13 protein-coding genes are annotated in these 15,677 nt (G+C 61.1%); 3 read left to right on the top strand and 10 right to left on the bottom strand.

The window, feature by feature from the left end:
* Nucleotides 1-176: 176 nt before the first annotated feature.
* The 3 genes from AB5Y59_RS07090 to AB5Y59_RS07080 all read right to left on the bottom strand — a co-directional run bounded on the left by AB5Y59_RS07090 (nt 177) and on the right by AB5Y59_RS07080 (nt 2,055).
* Nucleotides 177-839 (bottom strand): glutathione S-transferase family protein, encoded by a 663-nt coding sequence (locus AB5Y59_RS07090; RefSeq protein WP_039038751.1) that lies wholly within the window; start codon nt 837-839, stop codon nt 177-179.
* Nucleotides 840-870: 31 nt separating this feature from the next.
* Entirely contained in the window at nt 871-1,479 is a 609-nt protein-coding gene (locus tag AB5Y59_RS07085; RefSeq protein ID WP_039038752.1) for a glutathione S-transferase family protein, read from the bottom strand.
* 120 nt (nt 1,480-1,599) lie between these two features.
* Entirely contained in the window at nt 1,600-2,055 is a 456-nt protein-coding gene (locus AB5Y59_RS07080; RefSeq protein ID WP_103858437.1) for a hypothetical protein, read from the bottom strand.
* A gap of 200 nt (nt 2,056-2,255) precedes the next feature.
* Between AB5Y59_RS07080 and suhB the strand changes: the two genes are divergently transcribed.
* Nucleotides 2,256-3,059 carry an inositol-1-monophosphatase gene (suhB, locus tag AB5Y59_RS07075; protein WP_039038754.1) on the top strand — a complete coding sequence of 268 codons (804 nt, stop codon included), beginning with the start codon at nt 2,256-2,258 and terminating at the stop codon, nt 3,057-3,059.
* A gap of 100 nt (nt 3,060-3,159) precedes the next feature.
* Here the strand turns inward: suhB and AB5Y59_RS07070 are convergent, their stop codons facing one another.
* A complete protein-coding gene (locus tag AB5Y59_RS07070; RefSeq protein WP_039038755.1) occupies nt 3,160-4,035 on the bottom strand; it encodes an OmpA family protein in 876 nt (291 codons plus the stop codon).
* A 68-nt stretch (nt 4,036-4,103) separates the two neighbouring features.
* Complete coding sequence (locus tag AB5Y59_RS07065; protein WP_201972144.1) at nt 4,104-6,077, bottom strand: methyl-accepting chemotaxis protein; 1,974 nt, start codon at nt 6,075-6,077, stop codon at nt 4,104-4,106.
* 145 nt (nt 6,078-6,222) lie between these two features.
* Here AB5Y59_RS07065 and rnt point away from each other — a divergent pair, with 145 nt between their 5' ends.
* Both rnt and AB5Y59_RS07055 read left to right on the top strand, forming a co-directional pair.
* Nucleotides 6,223-6,885, top strand: coding sequence for a ribonuclease T (rnt, locus tag AB5Y59_RS07060; RefSeq protein WP_010675098.1), 663 nt, complete (start codon nt 6,223-6,225; stop codon nt 6,883-6,885).
* Between the two features lie 226 nt (nt 6,886-7,111).
* Nucleotides 7,112-8,434 (top strand): Na+/H+ antiporter family protein, encoded by a 1,323-nt coding sequence (locus tag AB5Y59_RS07055; RefSeq protein ID WP_041213040.1) that lies wholly within the window; start codon nt 7,112-7,114, stop codon nt 8,432-8,434.
* Between the two features lie 63 nt (nt 8,435-8,497).
* Here AB5Y59_RS07055 and AB5Y59_RS07050 read toward each other — a convergent pair whose 3' ends face one another.
* The 5 genes from AB5Y59_RS07050 to AB5Y59_RS07030 form a co-directional block, all read right to left on the bottom strand.
* Nucleotides 8,498-9,691 carry an MFS transporter gene (locus AB5Y59_RS07050; protein WP_261999069.1) on the bottom strand — a complete coding sequence of 398 codons (1,194 nt, stop codon included), beginning with the start codon at nt 9,689-9,691 and terminating at the stop codon, nt 8,498-8,500.
* A gap of 104 nt (nt 9,692-9,795) precedes the next feature.
* Nucleotides 9,796-10,701, bottom strand: coding sequence for a LysR family transcriptional regulator (locus AB5Y59_RS07045; protein ID WP_042882841.1), 906 nt, complete (start codon nt 10,699-10,701; stop codon nt 9,796-9,798).
* A gap of 208 nt (nt 10,702-10,909) precedes the next feature.
* On the bottom strand, nt 10,910-12,826 hold the full coding sequence (locus AB5Y59_RS07040) for a bifunctional diguanylate cyclase/phosphodiesterase (RefSeq protein WP_010675102.1): 1,917 nt from the start codon (nt 12,824-12,826) through the stop codon (nt 10,910-10,912).
* A 1-nt stretch (nt 12,827) separates the two neighbouring features.
* A complete protein-coding gene (locus AB5Y59_RS07035) occupies nt 12,828-13,310 on the bottom strand; it encodes a molybdopterin-dependent oxidoreductase (RefSeq protein WP_202042349.1) in 483 nt (160 codons plus the stop codon).
* Nucleotides 13,311-13,640: 330 nt separating this feature from the next.
* Nucleotides 13,641-15,539 carry a DEAD/DEAH box helicase gene (locus tag AB5Y59_RS07030; RefSeq protein ID WP_029314717.1) on the bottom strand — a complete coding sequence of 633 codons (1,899 nt, stop codon included), beginning with the start codon at nt 15,537-15,539 and terminating at the stop codon, nt 13,641-13,643.
* Nucleotides 15,540-15,677: the final 138 nt, after the last annotated feature.

Below are 15,677 nucleotides of genomic sequence, written 5' to 3'. Positions count from 1 at the left end.
TGTTCATCAACCAAAGAAATGGCGTTATAACATAACAATTAATCAGGAAGAATGACTTTTGATTTTTGATAAATGGCTTATTTGAAAGACAAAAAGCGACTGCGATGCAGATCGTCAAACAACGGGGAGTCAAAGGGGAATAAAAAAGATGGCCCGTCAGGGCCATCATGATGGCGTCAGCGAGTCACCATCTGCTGCGCCCGCTTGACCTGATCCTCGGGGCTCTCATTGCGCGGTGGAATGGTGATGCCCTTCTGGCAGGCGGGCCTGGCTTCCATGCGTGCCATCCAGGCCTGCAAATGCACCAACCCCTCGATGGAGATACCACTCCAGTCGTGGATGCGCACCCAGGGCCAGGTAGCGATGTCGGCGATGCTGTACTCGTCCGCCAGATACTCATGGTGTGCCAGATGACCGTCGAGCACCTCGAACAGGCGTCGCCCCTCCTTCTGGTAACGCTCGATGGCGGCCGGGATCTTCTCGGGGAAATAGCGATAGAAGACGTTGGCCTGCCCCATCATGGGACCGACGCCCCCCATCTGGAACATCAGCCACTGGATCGCCTGGGAGCGGCGCTTGGGATCCTGCGGCAGCAACTTGCCGGTTTTTTCCGCCAGATAGATAAGGATGGCGCCGGACTCGAACACCGCGAAGTCACCGTTGTCCCGATCGACGATGGCCGGGATGCGGCCATTGGGGTTGATGGCCAGGAACTCGGGCTTCTTCTGCTCCATGGTCGCGAAATCAAGGGGAATGACCTTGTAGGGCAGCCCCAGCTCTTCGAGGGCGATCGACACCTTGAACCCGTTGGGCGTGGCGGCAGTGTACAACTCTATCATCTTGGACTCCTTGAACGTTCAGGGGAAAGGATCAGGCCTGGGCGCTGGACCGGGCACTCACCCGGTCATGCCAGTCCTGCAAATGGGGCTGTTCGGGGGTGATGCGCAGGCCGACCACCTTGCCAAAATCAATGGTACAGAGGGCAAGAATGTCGGCGATGGTGAAGCGTTCCCCCGCAATATAGGGCACCTCGGCAAGACGGGCATCGAGCTTGTCAAACCAGATCTGAGCCTGTTGCTTGCACTCCTCCCCCCATTCGGGGAAGACCCGCTCCCGGTCTTTGTAAAAACCGGTGATATGACGAAACGCCATACCGGTCGGCAACCAGAGGTTGAACTCGATGAAGCGACTCCACATCTCTATGGTGGCGCGCTCCAGCGCGGTGCTGCCAAACAGGTTCGGCTCGGGGTGGAGCTCTTCAAAATAGCGGCAGATGGCCAGGGTTTCACTCAGACAGGTTCCGTCATCGAGTTCCAGCACAGGAATGCGCCCGGCCGGGTTCTTGGTCAAAAAGGCGGGCGCCAGGTTTTCCCCCGCCCCCAGATCGACCTGTTGATATTCCATCTCGATCCCCTTCTCCGCCAGAAACATTCTGACCCGACGGGCATTGGGGGCTCGTCTCAGCTCATAAACCTTCATGTCACCTCCGTCGACGAACACACAGTGAGCCGCTGCACAGGCCATAGCAAAGCGGCACAATGTCGGTCAGTTATGACAAATATTGTGCCGCTTGAACAGCCCGCATCGAGGGGGAGATGATTAGCTGCTCAGTACCCCTGGTTGGCGCTGGCGCAGCAAGATAAGACGGGAAAGCAGCGGAAAATAGGATTCAAACTTGCTTTGCAGCACCAGGCTGCAGGCAGGATCCGCCAGTTCGGCCTCATCCAGCAGAATACCGTTGGAGACGAAATAAAAATGCGGATCCCGGACATCCGGCCCCTGTGGAGGATGTTCATACTGTCGATGCACCAACAGGGGAAGCACCGGCAATCCCAGTGCACTGCCTCCTGCTGGCCAGAGCGGAACAGGCCAGGCAGCGCCCTCTTCTTCCAGCAGCAGGATCGCCGCTTCGTCCTTCGACGGTTGCCACTGCTGGGGCTGCGCCACCCGGACCTCGGTGACATAATCGCTCTCTTCGCTGGCGGCACGCAGTGCGGCCAACACACCCAGAGTCGTCGGCGACGACGGTTTCTGACTGATTAATGACAGATTCATGGCTCATATCCCTATGCTCACCACAGCCTGTTATCCGGCTGTCGCGATAAGACTAGTTGATTACAGGTCTTTATTGGAGCCGTCAGATCTGTCAGTCCCCCCCCTGACCGAATGAGGGCATAGCAGTTGCTATTCCCGAATATCTTGGTAAGATGTCGCGTCCTTTTATCCCCCGTTCTTTAACATCCAGTGGTGAACCTATGCATCCGATGCTGAATATCGCCGTGCGCGCTGCGCGCAACGCCGGTCAAGTAGTAGTAAAAGCCTTTTCTCAACCCGAGAACATCGAGGTTATCCAGAAAGGCAGCAATGACTTCGTGACCAACGTTGACCGTGACGCCGAAGCGGCCATCATTCACACCATCAAAAAATCTTACCCGGAACACAGCATCGTTGCTGAAGAGTCTGGCGAGATTGCCGGTACCAATCCGGACTACCAATGGATCATCGACCCACTGGATGGCACGACCAACCTGGTCAAAGGCATTCCGCATTTTGCCGTTTCCATCGCTCTGCGCGTCAAGGGCAAGACCGAACAAGCCGTTGTCTACGATCCCATCCGTGACGAGCTGTTCACTGCCACCCGCGGCAGCGGCGCCCAGCTGAACGGCTACCGCATCCGTGTCGGCAAGGCCAAAGAGCTCTCCGGCACCATCCTGGCCACCGGGTTCCCGTTCAAGCAGAAGCACCACATCGAACCCTACCTGAAGATGTTCCAGAGCATGTTCATCGAGTGTGCCGATATTCGTCGTGCTGGCTCCGCCGCGCTGGATCTCGCCTATGTGGCCGCTGGCCGCGTCGACGGTTTCTGGGAAATCGGCCTCAAGCCCTGGGACACCGCCGCCGGTGAGCTGCTGGCCAAAGAAGCCGGCGCCATTGTCACCGACTTCGTCGGTGGTCACAACTACGAAAACTCCGGCAATATCGTGGTGGCCAACCCCCGCGTGCTGAAAGAGATGCTCGGCAAGATCCGTGAAAACCTGCCGGAATCCCTGGCCAAGTAATCCCGGATACCCGCGAAAAAAATGCCAGTCGGTTCGCCGACTGGCATTTTTTATTCCTGACTACAGCGAAAATACCGCCCCTCTCGATGACTCAACTGGATCAGATAGTGCCGTTGCGTCCCATGTTGATCACCACCCGACGGTTCTTGGCTCGGCCAGCTTCCGTTTCGTTGGAGGCCACGTGCTGTTTCTCACCGTGCCCTTCCACCGAGATCTTGCCCTCCTCGATGCCGAGATCCACAAACACCTGCTTGATGGCATCCGCCCGCTTCTCGGAGAGCTTCTGGTTTGGCCAGCGGCCGCCATAGCTGTCGCTGTAGGCGTCGATCACCACCACATCGATGCTCTTGTCTGCCTTCACATAATCACCGATCATCGCCAGCCGCCGCTTGGAGGCCGGTGACAACTGATCGCTGTTCTTGTCATAGGAGAGCACGCTGAAGGCGATGTCGTTGAAGCTGTAGGGCAGCAAGCCACTCAGGCAGTCCATGAACGCCTGGTACTTGACCCTGAAATTGACCGACGAGAGCGATACCCGCACCGGCCTGTCCTGACGATACCAGTCGCGATACTGGAAAGTCGGCATACGCCCTCCTTCCAGCTCGTCCAACATGGTCCAGGCGGTCTGCCCCGCCACCAGGCCGTCAAACTGCTGATAGAACTGCAACTGGCTGATCTGTCGCCCGGCCACCCCGGGACGCCAGCTGGGGGGCATGATCCCGAGGCTCACTGTCTGGGTACGCGCCTGGGGTCGCTGCCCCTTGAGCTCGAAATCCAGATTGATCTTGCGCCCGGCCCGGCTGACAAAGGCCCCGGTTCCCCAGCGGGGAATAGGATGCTCCAGCCTGCACTCCACCTGGGTATCAGAGGTCAGGCGCCAGACGGATTGATCCAGACCGGCGCCAAATTCGGTCACGCCCGCCTGCAACTGCATACTCACTGATATGCTGATCAACCCCAACACCCAAGCATTCAACGGCTTGTCCTCCACACTATCTCGAATTATCTATCGGCAGCGGCAGGACAAGCTTTAGGTCAAAACGCTCAGTGGGGGGAAGAAGGGGCCATCAGCTTGAAGCTGGCGATGCGTCCCGCCAGATCCCGGGCTAGGGCATCCAGTTCGGCACTGTGTTGTTGCAGGGTATGGGAGTGCTGGCGATGGGCCTCATACACGTCACGGATGGTCATCACGTTTTGCTGGATGTCGTCGGTCACGTAACGCTGCTCCTCGGTGGCGGTGGCCACCTGGGCCGTCATGTCGCTCACCTTGCGCACCTCGTTGACGATGTCGGTCAGCTCGCTCCCCGCCCGTTTGGCCTCCGTCACGCTAAGGCCGGCCTGTTCGGTGCCCGTGTGCATGGCAGCCACCGCCTCGTTGGCCCCCTGGCGCAAGCGGCCCAGCATCCGCTCTATGTCATCCGCCGCCTGCTGGGTACGGGAGGCAAGCGCTCTCACCTCGTCGGCCACCACCGCAAAGCCGCGCCCGGATTCACCGGCACGGGCCGCCTCGATGGCGGCATTGAGGGCCAGCAGGTTGGTTCTGTCCGAGATCTGCTTGATGAGGCTCAAGGCCTCCCCCACCGACTCGGTATCCCGATGCAGGCTGTCCACCAGGTGCCGGGTATCCACCAGCGTGCCCGCCACCTGCTGGATGGTGTGGATGGTCTGATCCACCTCCTTGTCGCCCTGCTTCGCCCGGCCGATGGCCTGCTGAGTCGCCTGGGAGGTCTGGGTGGCGTTGCGGGCAATCTCCGCGACAGTCGATGCCATCTCGGTGGCGGCAGTCGCCACCAGATCCACCTGCCCGCATCCCCTGACTACGCCGGCATTCACCTCGGCAATGACCTCAGCCGAGCTGGCGGCGCTGCGTATCAGCACATCACAGGAGTGGCGCACAGCCAGCAGCAAACTCTCGAGGTGCCCGAGGAAATGGTTCAGATCCCGCGCCAGGGCCCCCAGCTCATCCCCGGATCGCCAGTCGACCCGCACGGTCAGGTCGTTCTCCTGCACCAGGCGCTTGAAGGTCTGGTGCAGGGCCATGAAGCCCAGATGCAGATCCCGCACTACCCGCCAGCAGACGAAGGTGGTCAGGACGATGCACAGCAACACGCCAGCCGCCCCCCACCAGAAGTCACTGGCACTCCCGACCCGCATCTGTTCCACCCGCTCGAAGAGCTGCTGATAGAGGCTGTCTTCTATCTCCTTGAGCAGGCCTATCTTGTCGGTACTCAAGGCAAACCAGGCCTCCGCATCGACACCAAAACCGCCGCTGGCCGCCTTGTCCAGGGCCAGTTTCTCCATGGCGGCCACCTTGGCCACCACGGGTGAGGCGAGGCTGTCGTTCAGCAACTGACGCTGGGCTGGACTCGCCACCGCCTGGAAACGTTCGAGATAGGTGTTCTGGGCCGCCAGCAGGGAAATGAACTGCTGCAACAGCGCAGGCGTGAAGCTGTCACGGCCAAAGACGTTGCTGAGCGTCGCCCGCTCCAGCCCCGCACGCTCCTTGCTCTGCAGGAAGGCGGCGTAGGCATTGGTCTGCAGGGCGATGGTGGCATCCATGCTGTCGACGCTTATCTTGTCCACTACCGCCAGCAAGGCGGTCACGAGGCGGGTATAGAAGCCGACCTGTTCTGCCACCTCGACCCCCAGGGCGCTGACCCGCTCACGCATGGCGGTGAGTCCGGCCACTCCCTGCTGCACCTCGGTCAGCGCAAGCAAGGCAGGATCCTGATGAAAACGCTGCAACAGGCTGTCCACCACCTTGCGCTGGGCAGGCAGCGCATCGCGAAACTTGTTGCCGCCAGAGCCGAGGAAGCCGGCCGACATGCCGCGCTCCCGTTGCAGCTCATGGGCCAGCTGCGCCGCCTCCTTCACCACCGCCAGCGCGACCAGGGCGCCGCTCATCTCCTGTTCGACCCGATAACGTTCATAGACGTACCGGCCTGAGAAAAACAGCAGGGCCAACAGCGGCAGACAGACCACCAACATCATCTTGTGTGCCAATCCCAGCTTCTTCATCGTCCTCTCCCTCCATGGTTGACGTCGCCCATTATAAGCACAGGTGTTTCAAAATGGCCCTCTTGCCGTCCCATGGCGGCAGATAAGGGACAAGGGCACGCTTTTTTGCCATAATGCCGCCTCCTTTCACGCCGACCGAGATACCATGACCGACGCCGTTCACACCCTCAAGGGCCGTTTTCGCGGCTTTTACCCCGTCGTCATCGATGTTGAAACCGCCGGATTCAATGCCAAGACCGATGCCCTGCTGGAAATAGCCGCCCACACCCTCAAGATGGATGAGCAGGGCTGGCTCGTCCCTGACCAGATCTTCCATTTTCATGTCCAGCCCTTTGAGGGCGCCAATCTGGAGAAAGCGGCGCTGGAGTTCACCGGCATCGACCCCTTCAACCCGCTGCGGGGCGCGGTGGACGAGAAGGAAGCACTCACCGAGATCTTCAAGGGGGTGCGCAAGGGCATGAAGGAGCAGGATTGTGGTCGCGCCATCATAGTGGCCCACAACGCCACCTTCGACCACGGCTTCGTGATGGCCGCCGCCGAGCGGGCCGGCCTCAAGCGCAATCCGTTCCACCCCTTCGCCACCTTCGACACCGCCGCCCTCTCGGGTCTTGCCCTGGGGCAGACGGTGCTGGCCAAGGCCTGTCAGAGCGCCAATATCCCCTTTGACAACAAAGAGGCCCACTCGGCCCTCTACGACACCGAGCGCACCACAGAGCTCTTCTGCCACATCGTCAATCGCTGGAAGAGCCTGGGAGGCTGGCCTCTGGCCAACCCGGATGAAACGACGGACACCGAAGACGAGGGCTGAACACTCCCAGCCCCTGCCCAGACAGGCTGCCCATGGCAGCCTGTCTGCATGAGGGGACCTGTCTGGGCAAGGAATAAGGGCCATTTTCCCGGTTCCCGTTCACCGCCAGCAGAAGATGCGTCCCTTGGCCGGGATCTGCCGATTTTTTTCTCGACATTTAGCCTGTTTTTCGCAAACTAGCTGGCTTTCACACGACTGACAGCAACACAATCCATAAGGAAATCAAATGAATCCTGTTGTTATCGCGGTGGCGCTGATGCTGGTGCTCAGCCTGCTGCGGATCAATGTGGTGGTCTCCCTCGCCATCGGTGCCATCGTGGGTGGCCTGCTCGGCGGACTCTCCCTCGAGCAGACCCTCAGCACCTTCACCGGCGGCCTGGGCGGCGGTGCAGAAATCGCCCTCTCCTACGCTATGCTGGGGGCTTTCGCGGTAGCCATCTCCCGCTCCGGCATCACCGATCTGCTGGCCCGCAAGGTCATCAACCAGCTCGGCAAGGATGCCAGCAGCACCCGCATTCTCTGGGTCAAGAGCCTGCTGCTCACCTCGGTGCTCGCGGTCTCCATCTCCTCCCAGAACCTGATCCCGGTGCACATCGCCTTCATTCCCATCCTGATCCCGCCGCTGCTGCATGTCATGGCCCAGATGCAGATAGACCGCCGTCAGGTGGCCTGTGTCATCACCTTCGGCCTGACCGCAACCTACATGCTGCTGCCGGTGGGCTTTGGCGGCATCTTCCTGAACAACATCCTGGCCAAGAATCTCGTCGACAACGGCGTACCGGTGGAATTCAGCCAACTGCCCCTGGCGATGGCCATCCCGGTATTTGGCATGTTCCTCGGCCTGCTCATCGCCGTCTTCTTCAGCTACCGCAAGCCGCGTCAGTATGATCTGGAGAAGATCCTGGCCGCCGAACCCGAGACGGTCGAGCTCAATCTCAACCACATCTGGGTCGCCCTGCTGGCCATCGCCGTGGCACTCGGCCTGCAACTGATGACCAACAGCATCGTGCTGGGGGCGCTCGCAGGCTTCATCATCTTCACCTGCGGCGGCGTCATCAAATTCCGCGAGAGCCAGGATGCCTTCACCCAGGGTGTGCGCATGATGTCCCTCATCGGCTTCATCATGATCTCGGCCGCAGGCTTCGCCGCCGTCATGAAGGAGACCCACGGGGTGGAGAGTCTGGTGCAGTCCGTCTCCACCATGATGGCAGGTCACAAGGGACTGGCGGCCTTCCTGATGCTGCTGGTGGGCCTGCTCATCACCATGGGGATCGGCTCCTCCTTCTCCACCGTGCCCATCATCGCCACCATCTATGTGCCCCTGTGCATCCACCTCGGCTTCTCGCCCATGGCGACCATCGCCCTGGTGGGCACCGCGGGCGCGCTGGGGGACGCGGGTTCCCCCGCCTCCGACTCGACGCTCGGCCCCACATCGGGCCTCAATGCCGACGGTCAGCACGACCACATCTGGGACAGCGTGGTGCCAACCTTCATCCACTACAACATCCCCCTGGTGATCTTCGGCTGGATTGCCGCCATGGTGCTCTGAGTCCATCCCGAGCAGACAGACAAAAGGCGACCCCGGGGTCGCCTTTCTTGTCTTGCACATGCCTCAGATGGCCGGTTGCAGTCCCCGCCTGCCGGCCAGGGCACAGAGACAGGCCACCAGGGCCAACCCCATGCCGGCTGCTCCCACCCCGAGCCAGTGACCCTGTTGCCAGACCAGCATCCCCAGGCTGGAGCCGAGGGTTCCCCCCAGGAACATGCCGGTCATGAAGAGGGTATTGATGCGCCCCCTGGCCTCAGGTCTCAGACCATAGATGCGCTGCTGATGGGCGATGAGTGCGCTCTGCACTCCGAGATCCAGCAAGATGACCCCGCACGCCAGCCCGGCCAGAGAGAGCCACAGCTCGAAGCAGATCCAGGCAAGCACCACCAGCACGGCACCGGCCAATACCACTGGTCTGGCCCCCAACCGATCCGCCATCCGGCCTGCCAGAGGAGCCGCCACCACCCCAGCCACCCCGATGACGCCGAACAGACCCGCCATGTCGGCCCCCAACCCATAGGCAGGTTCGGCCAGGTAGAACGCCAGCACGGTCCAGAAGGCGCTGAAGGAGGCAAACAGCAAGGCCTGGGTCAGGGTCGCGCGGCGCAAGGCGGGCTCCTCGCGCCACAGACCGACCAGAGAGTGAAGCAGACGGCCATAACCGAGGGGAGAGCGCGGCAATCCGGACGGTATCATCCTGGCCATCAGCAGGGCCCCCGACAGGGCCAGGGGAATGGCCAGCCAGAACATGGCGCGCCAACTGCCATAGGCGGTGACCAGGCCGGCGACGGTGCGGCTGAGCAGTATCCCGGCCAGCAGGCCGCTCATCACGCTGCCCACCACGGCACCACGGCGGGCAGGATCTGCCAGGGTCGCCGCCACCGGAACTATCTGCTGGGCCGCCGTGGCCCCGATGCCGAGCAGGACTGAGGCCAGCATCAAGGTGGTGGCACTCGTGGCCGTGGCCGCCAGCAGGGAGGCCAGCGCGATCAGTGCAAACTGCCCCGGAATGAGCCAGCGGCGCTCGACCACATCGCCAAGCGGCACCAGCAAAAGCAGACCCATGGCATAGCCGAGCTGGGTCAGCATGGCGATCAATGGCATGCCCGAGTGCCCGGGAAAGTCCTGCGCCATCACCGCCAGCATGGGCTGGTTGTAGTAGATGTTGGCAACTGCCAGGCCGCATGACAGGGCCATGGCGAAGAGCAGGGAGGGGCCGGGGGTTGCGGCCCCTTCGGCAGAAGGCGATGTACTCATGATCTTCTCCTCGTGGTAGAAGGGCTCCCGCCAGGATACGGGCCCCATGCGCACAGCCTACCCGGGGAGCGTCGCCACCAGTAGAGCGGTGGGGACCATAACAGTTATTCCGCTGGCGTATGCCCCACGCCGGGCAGGCCGGTCACGAATGCCAGAAAGGCGCTCGCCTTGGCACCAGGCTGGCGACCTGCCGGGAGCAGGGTCCAGAGCTCCTGCATGGGCAGTTGCCACTCGGGCAGCACCGCCACCACCTCGCCGCGGGCAAGCTCGGGAGCAAACATCCACTCCGAGGCGATACCAAGCCCCAGTCCTGCCAGCACGGCTGCGCGCATGCCTTCGGCCGCCGAGACCGTCAGCCTGCCTTCTCCGGAAACCACCTTCTCTTCGACGCCGCGGCGAAATCGCCACTGTTGCCCCACTCCGGGCCGTGGACTGTAAAGCACCAAATCATGCTGTTGCAGAGCCTGAGGGGTCTCAGGCTCTCCTTTGGCGGCCAGATAGGCCGGCGTCGCCAGCACCCGCATGTCGCTTCGGGCGAGGCAGCGGGCGACCAGCGACGAGTCGGCCTGTTTGCCGATACGCAGAGCCACCTCGATGCCCGCCGAAATGAGATCCACATTGCCGTCATCCAGCAGGATCTCCAGATCCAGTCCCGGGTGAGCCGCCAGAAAACCGGCAAGATGGGGAATGATATGCAGGCGGGCGAAGGTGACGGGAGCGCTCACCCGCAGACGCCCGCTCAGGCCCGCCCGGCATTGCTGCACCATGGCATCGGCCTCGTTGACCTGGGCCAGGATCTCTCTCGCCCGCAGATAGTAGGCCTCTCCGGCCTCGGTGGGCGCCAGCCCCCGGGTCGAACGCAGCAACAGGCGGCTGCCAAGGTGCGCCTCAAGCTGGGCAATCAATCTGGAAACCGTGGGTTGCCCCATCCCCAGTCGGCGGGCCACCGCCGAAAACGAGCCGGTCTCCACCGCCAGCACGAACACCTCCATCACCCCCAAGCGATCCATTTATGGCTCCTCTGCCCTGTGGCACTGTTCGTGGCACAAGGTAGCACCGGGCCTGCCCTCTCGCACCCTCGTTCTGGCAGGAGGCACAATAAAGCCACGTCATGGGCGGTCCTGCCATGGGAGAAAGGTGTCGGGATGAAATATCAACCAGGAACAATCGAACAGAGGGACTCGAAGACAAGGCTACAGGAGCTCGATTGCCCCAAGGCTAGCCCAGTGCCACTTCCTGAATGGCGGCGCTGTGGGCGAAATAGCGGTGACAGAACTGCATGAACTCCGGCAGCGGCAAGGGACGCGAGTAGAAATAACCCTGGATCTCATCCACCCCTATGGTGAGCACCGCCTTGAGCTCATCGCTGTTTTCCACCCCTTCTGCCACGACACGCACCCCCAACTGATGAGAGAGGGTGGTGATGGTCTCGACGAAGAGCGCCTGCCGGGTGTCACTGTCGATCGCGGTGATAAAGGATCTGTCTATCTTGAGCTTGTCGAAATAGAGTTCACGCAGGTAAGAGAACGAGGACCAGCCGGTCCCGAAGTCATCGAGGGCCACCCGCACCCCAATCTGGCGCAGGGAGTGAATGATCTGCTTGCTCAGGGCGATGTCATCGAGGGCGATGGTTTCGGTCAGCTCCACTATCAACTGGTGCAGCCCCAACGGTCCATCTTCCATCTTCTCTTCAATCTCCCTGGCCAACCCCATGTTGAACATGGAGTTGGAGAGGTTGATGGAGATCTCGAGCGGTTCTAGTACCTCCTTCGGGAAGCCGGACAGGTCGATCTGCATGCGCCGGATGATCCAGCCCCCCAGCGCCTCACCCAACCCGTTCTCTTCTGCCAGCGAGATGATGTCGAGGGGGGCAATAAAGCCATATTCCGGATGATGCCAGCGGATCAGCGCCTCCGCCCCCAGCCTCACTACACTCTGGCCGCGCACGATGGGCTGATAGTAAAGGGCCAGTTGCGGGCATTGCGGGCAGTGGATAAGCTCCCGCAGCTCGGTCGACAGCCGGCGTTTGCGCTGATAGTGCTGATACATGCTGCTGGAGAAGAGCACATTGCGATTCAGCCGTTTGCGCTTGGCGCTGTCGAGGGCGATATCGGCAAACAACAGCATCTCTTCCGGTGAATGATCCGGTTTCACGTACTGGCTGGTGCCCATGAAGACCCGCACCCGGTGCGCCGGATCGGCAGCAAACACCAGATCCGCCAGCTCGCTGCGCAGTTGCTCCAGAAACGGGAAGCGCAGATAGGTGGGCATGGTGCCGGTGATGATGAGGGTGAACTCGTCACTGCCGGTACGGGCAACGAAGATCCCCTGGCCAGAGGCGGCCTTGATCCGCGCCGCAAGCCGTTTGAGCAAGGCGTCCCCCACTTCGTAACCCAGACTGTCATTGACCTCCCTGAAATGCCCCAGATCCATGAGGCAGACGGTGATGCTGCTGCGCCGCCCGGGATGGCTGGTCCACTGCTGGAGGTGCTTGATGAGCGCCGCCCGGTTAGGGAGACGGGTGAGAGGGTCGTTCCACGCCAGAAAATGCTGGCGACGCACTTCGCGAAACAGCACCATCAACATCACCATGGTCGCCAACATCAGAAATCCCAGGATGAAGAAGTTCTGGGTTTTCGACTCGTTGAGCAGCTCGCGCTGGGCGATGGCAGAAGGCCCGGTGAAGTTTTTCACCATCACGTCCCGCACCCCGCGCATCTCGTCATCGAGCGCGGCCGTGAACATCTTGAGTGCAGGGGAATTCGGCTCCCCTTGCACCACATCCTGCTCATAGCGTTCGAAGAGGGCGAGGATCTTGCCGACCGCCTTGTCCGCACCGAATCGGGCCCTGACCGACTTTGCCTCCTCCCCGTGCAGGAAGACATCGAGCCGGTTCCAGGCAATGTCAAAGCGCTTGTTCATCTCCTCCCGGCTGGCGGCACCGGCACGATAGAGCTGCAAGCCCTCCTCGAAGGCGTGGATCTCCAGCTCGAGCTGGGCCAGTGCCCAGGCGGAGAGCTGGGTGTAGCGCGTCACCGCATTGAACGCGCGGTCATAGTTCCAGACCGACCAGAGGGTCACCCCCAAAAAGGTGGTCACCATCAGGATCAGGCTCAAGAACTTGCCGCGCAGCATCTTATTTGCTCTCCAGCGCCGTCAGCTGCCACACCATCCGGCTGTGATAGAGCTCCTTGTTGAGTTCGGGATGGTCGGTGAGGGGATAAATGACCCAGAGCGGCCCCTTGTTGCGCAGGGTCAGCGCCTTGCCATCCTGTTTCTCGGCCACCAGCACCGGGTACTTCTCCCCGTCTTCCAGCGGCAGTGCGGCCCAGTATTCATTGACCGCGAGGGCCTTGACCTCCTGGCTCTTGAGACCGTAGATCCTGACCAGGTCCCGCAGCAACACCCCGCGATAGAGGTGCTCCCCCTCGGTCCAGGGCGTCCCCGTCTTAACCTCCGTCTGCGGCAAGGCCTCAAACTCGGCACGGGTCAGCGCCACCTCCCCCTTGCCATTGCAGCACCCCGCCCCCGCAATTCTGAAGAAGGGCTCCTCCGCCAACACCATACCCGACACGAGCCATCCAGATATCAGCAACACCTTGCCAAGCCACTTGCCCATCACGCACCTCCCTGTCATACGGTTTATTTATTCATCTCACTCTGCTGACTCATATGCAAACAACAGAATGCACCTTCAGACCAAAGTCGCAGTCGTTTGCAACCAGCAACTATCTCTGCCCCTTCCAAAAGTACCCAATCGCTTCCCAAAGAATGACACCAGGCGCCACCCCCAGGCAAATGGATTGCACCATTTTCTTTTCACTGGCTCCTCATAAAGCTAGGTGCCCACCACAGCCGGAAAAAGGTGACAATCTTCGCTACGCATCTGAAAAACAGACACAAAAAAGGCCGCTCCATGGAGCGGCCTTCTCATCAGTGCAGTCAGGGTTTAGCTGTCGCGGCGCTTGTTGCCACCGAATTTGCGACCCTTGTCGAAACCGCCTTCACGGCGATCCTTGTTGAAGGGACGGTCACCCTGGGGACGGCGATCCTTGTTGAAAGGACGGTCGCCACGGAACGGACGATCACCACGGGGCGGACGGGGAGCAGTGTTGCCACCGGCCGGCACTTCGGTGTAACGGGTGATCTGCAGCGGACGCTGGCAGACACGGGCCTTCTTGATCACTTCCAGCACCTCGGCGCTCATGCCCTTGGGCAGATCGACGGTGGAGAAGTCATCGGCGATGTCGATGTTGCCGATGAAGCGGCTCTCGATGTTCGCTTCGTTGGCGATGGCACCCACGATCTGGCCCGGCTTGACGCCGTGATGGGCGCCCACGTCGACACGGTAACGCTCCATCTCCACGTCCGGGTTGTCTTTCAGCGGACGCGGTTCGAGGGATGGCATGCGACGGGCCGGACGATCGCCACGGTCACCGAAGTCACGACCGCCACGGTCGTTGAACTCACGACGCTCGAAGCCACCGCGATCGTTGCCAGCGTTGAACACCGGATCCGGAATGGAGTCATCCAGCAGCAGCGGTTGGTCGCCCTGTACCAGCTTGGCCAGTGCAGCAGCCAGCTCCAGCGGATCGGCAGAATCTTCTTCGATCAGCTCGTTCACCAGGTTGTGGTAGATCTCGAGCTCTTCACCCATCATGGTTTCGCGGATGCGCTCCTTGAACTTGGCCAGACGGTGCTGGTTGATGTCCTCGGTGCTCGGCATCTTCATCGGTTCGATGGCCTGACGGGTAGCGTGCTCGATGGCACGCAGCATGCGACGCTCGCGTGGAGCCACGAACAGGATGGCTTCACCCTTGCGACCGGCACGGCCGGTACGGCCGATACGGTGAACATAGGATTCGGTGTCGTAGGGAATGTCGTAGTTCACTACGTGGGTGATGCGCTCAACGTCCAGACCGCGGGCGACCACGTCGGTGGCGATCAGGATGTCCAGCTGGCCCTGACGCAGCTTGTCGACGGTACGCTCACGCAGCTTCTGCGGGATGTCACCGTGCAGCGCTTCACAGGCGTGACCACGGGCAGCCAGCTTGCCTGCCAGCTCTTCGGCGGCGTTCTTGGTACGCACGAACACCAGCAGGGCTTCGTAGGATTCCACTTCCAGCAGACGGGTCATGGCGTCCAGCTTGTGCAGACCGGTCACCTGCCAGTAACGCTGGCGAATGGTGGTTGCGGTCGCGGTCTTGGAAGCGATCTTGATCTCTTTGGGCTGCTTCAGGTGCTTCTGGGCAACACGACGGATCTGCTCCGGCATGGTGGCAGAGAACAGGGCAACCTGACGACCGGCCGGGCACTGATCCATGATCCAGTCCACGTCGTCGATGAAGCCCATGCGCAGCATTTCGTCCGCTTCGTCCAGCACCAGGGCTTTCAGACCGGAGAGGTCTAGGTTTTTGCGACGGATCAGGTCCATCACGCGGCCCGGGGTACCCACGACAACCTGAGCACCGCGGCGCAGGGCGCGGGTCTGGGTTTCGTAGGAAGCGCCGCCGTAGATGGGCAGCACGTGGAAATCGGGCATGTGGTGGGCATAGCGTTGGCACGCCTCTGCCACCTGCAGGGCCAGCTCGCGGGTCGGGGCCAGCACCAGGATCTGGGTGTTGCGGTTACCAGCTTCCAGACGAGACAACAGAGGCAAGGCAAAAGCAGCGGTCTTCCCTGTACCGGTTTGTGCCTGCCCCAGCAGATCGTGTCCCGCCATCAGGTGGGGAATTGCTGCGGCCTGGATGGGAGACGGGCGCTCATAGCCCACGTCCTGCAGCGCTTTCAATACAGGCGCGGCCAGTCCAAGCTCACTAAAAAGGGGCAGTTGTTCGGTATCAGACATAGATTCTTCCAGATTAAGGCAGGCGGCTAACACCGCGGAATAGCAAAAAGGCGGCGATTATAGCGCCACTTTGTTCTGCTGTCTTGAAAAATGTGATAGGTGTCTCAAGACGTTGGCAATTATAGAGGGATCTCGCGA

Source organism: Aeromonas sp. s10, assembly GCF_040907975.1.
Classification (GTDB): Bacteria; Pseudomonadota; Gammaproteobacteria; order Enterobacterales; family Aeromonadaceae; genus Aeromonas; species Aeromonas caviae.
The sequence above is the reverse complement of the archived record's forward strand: the minus strand, read 5'-3'. Positions and strand labels throughout refer to the sequence as shown.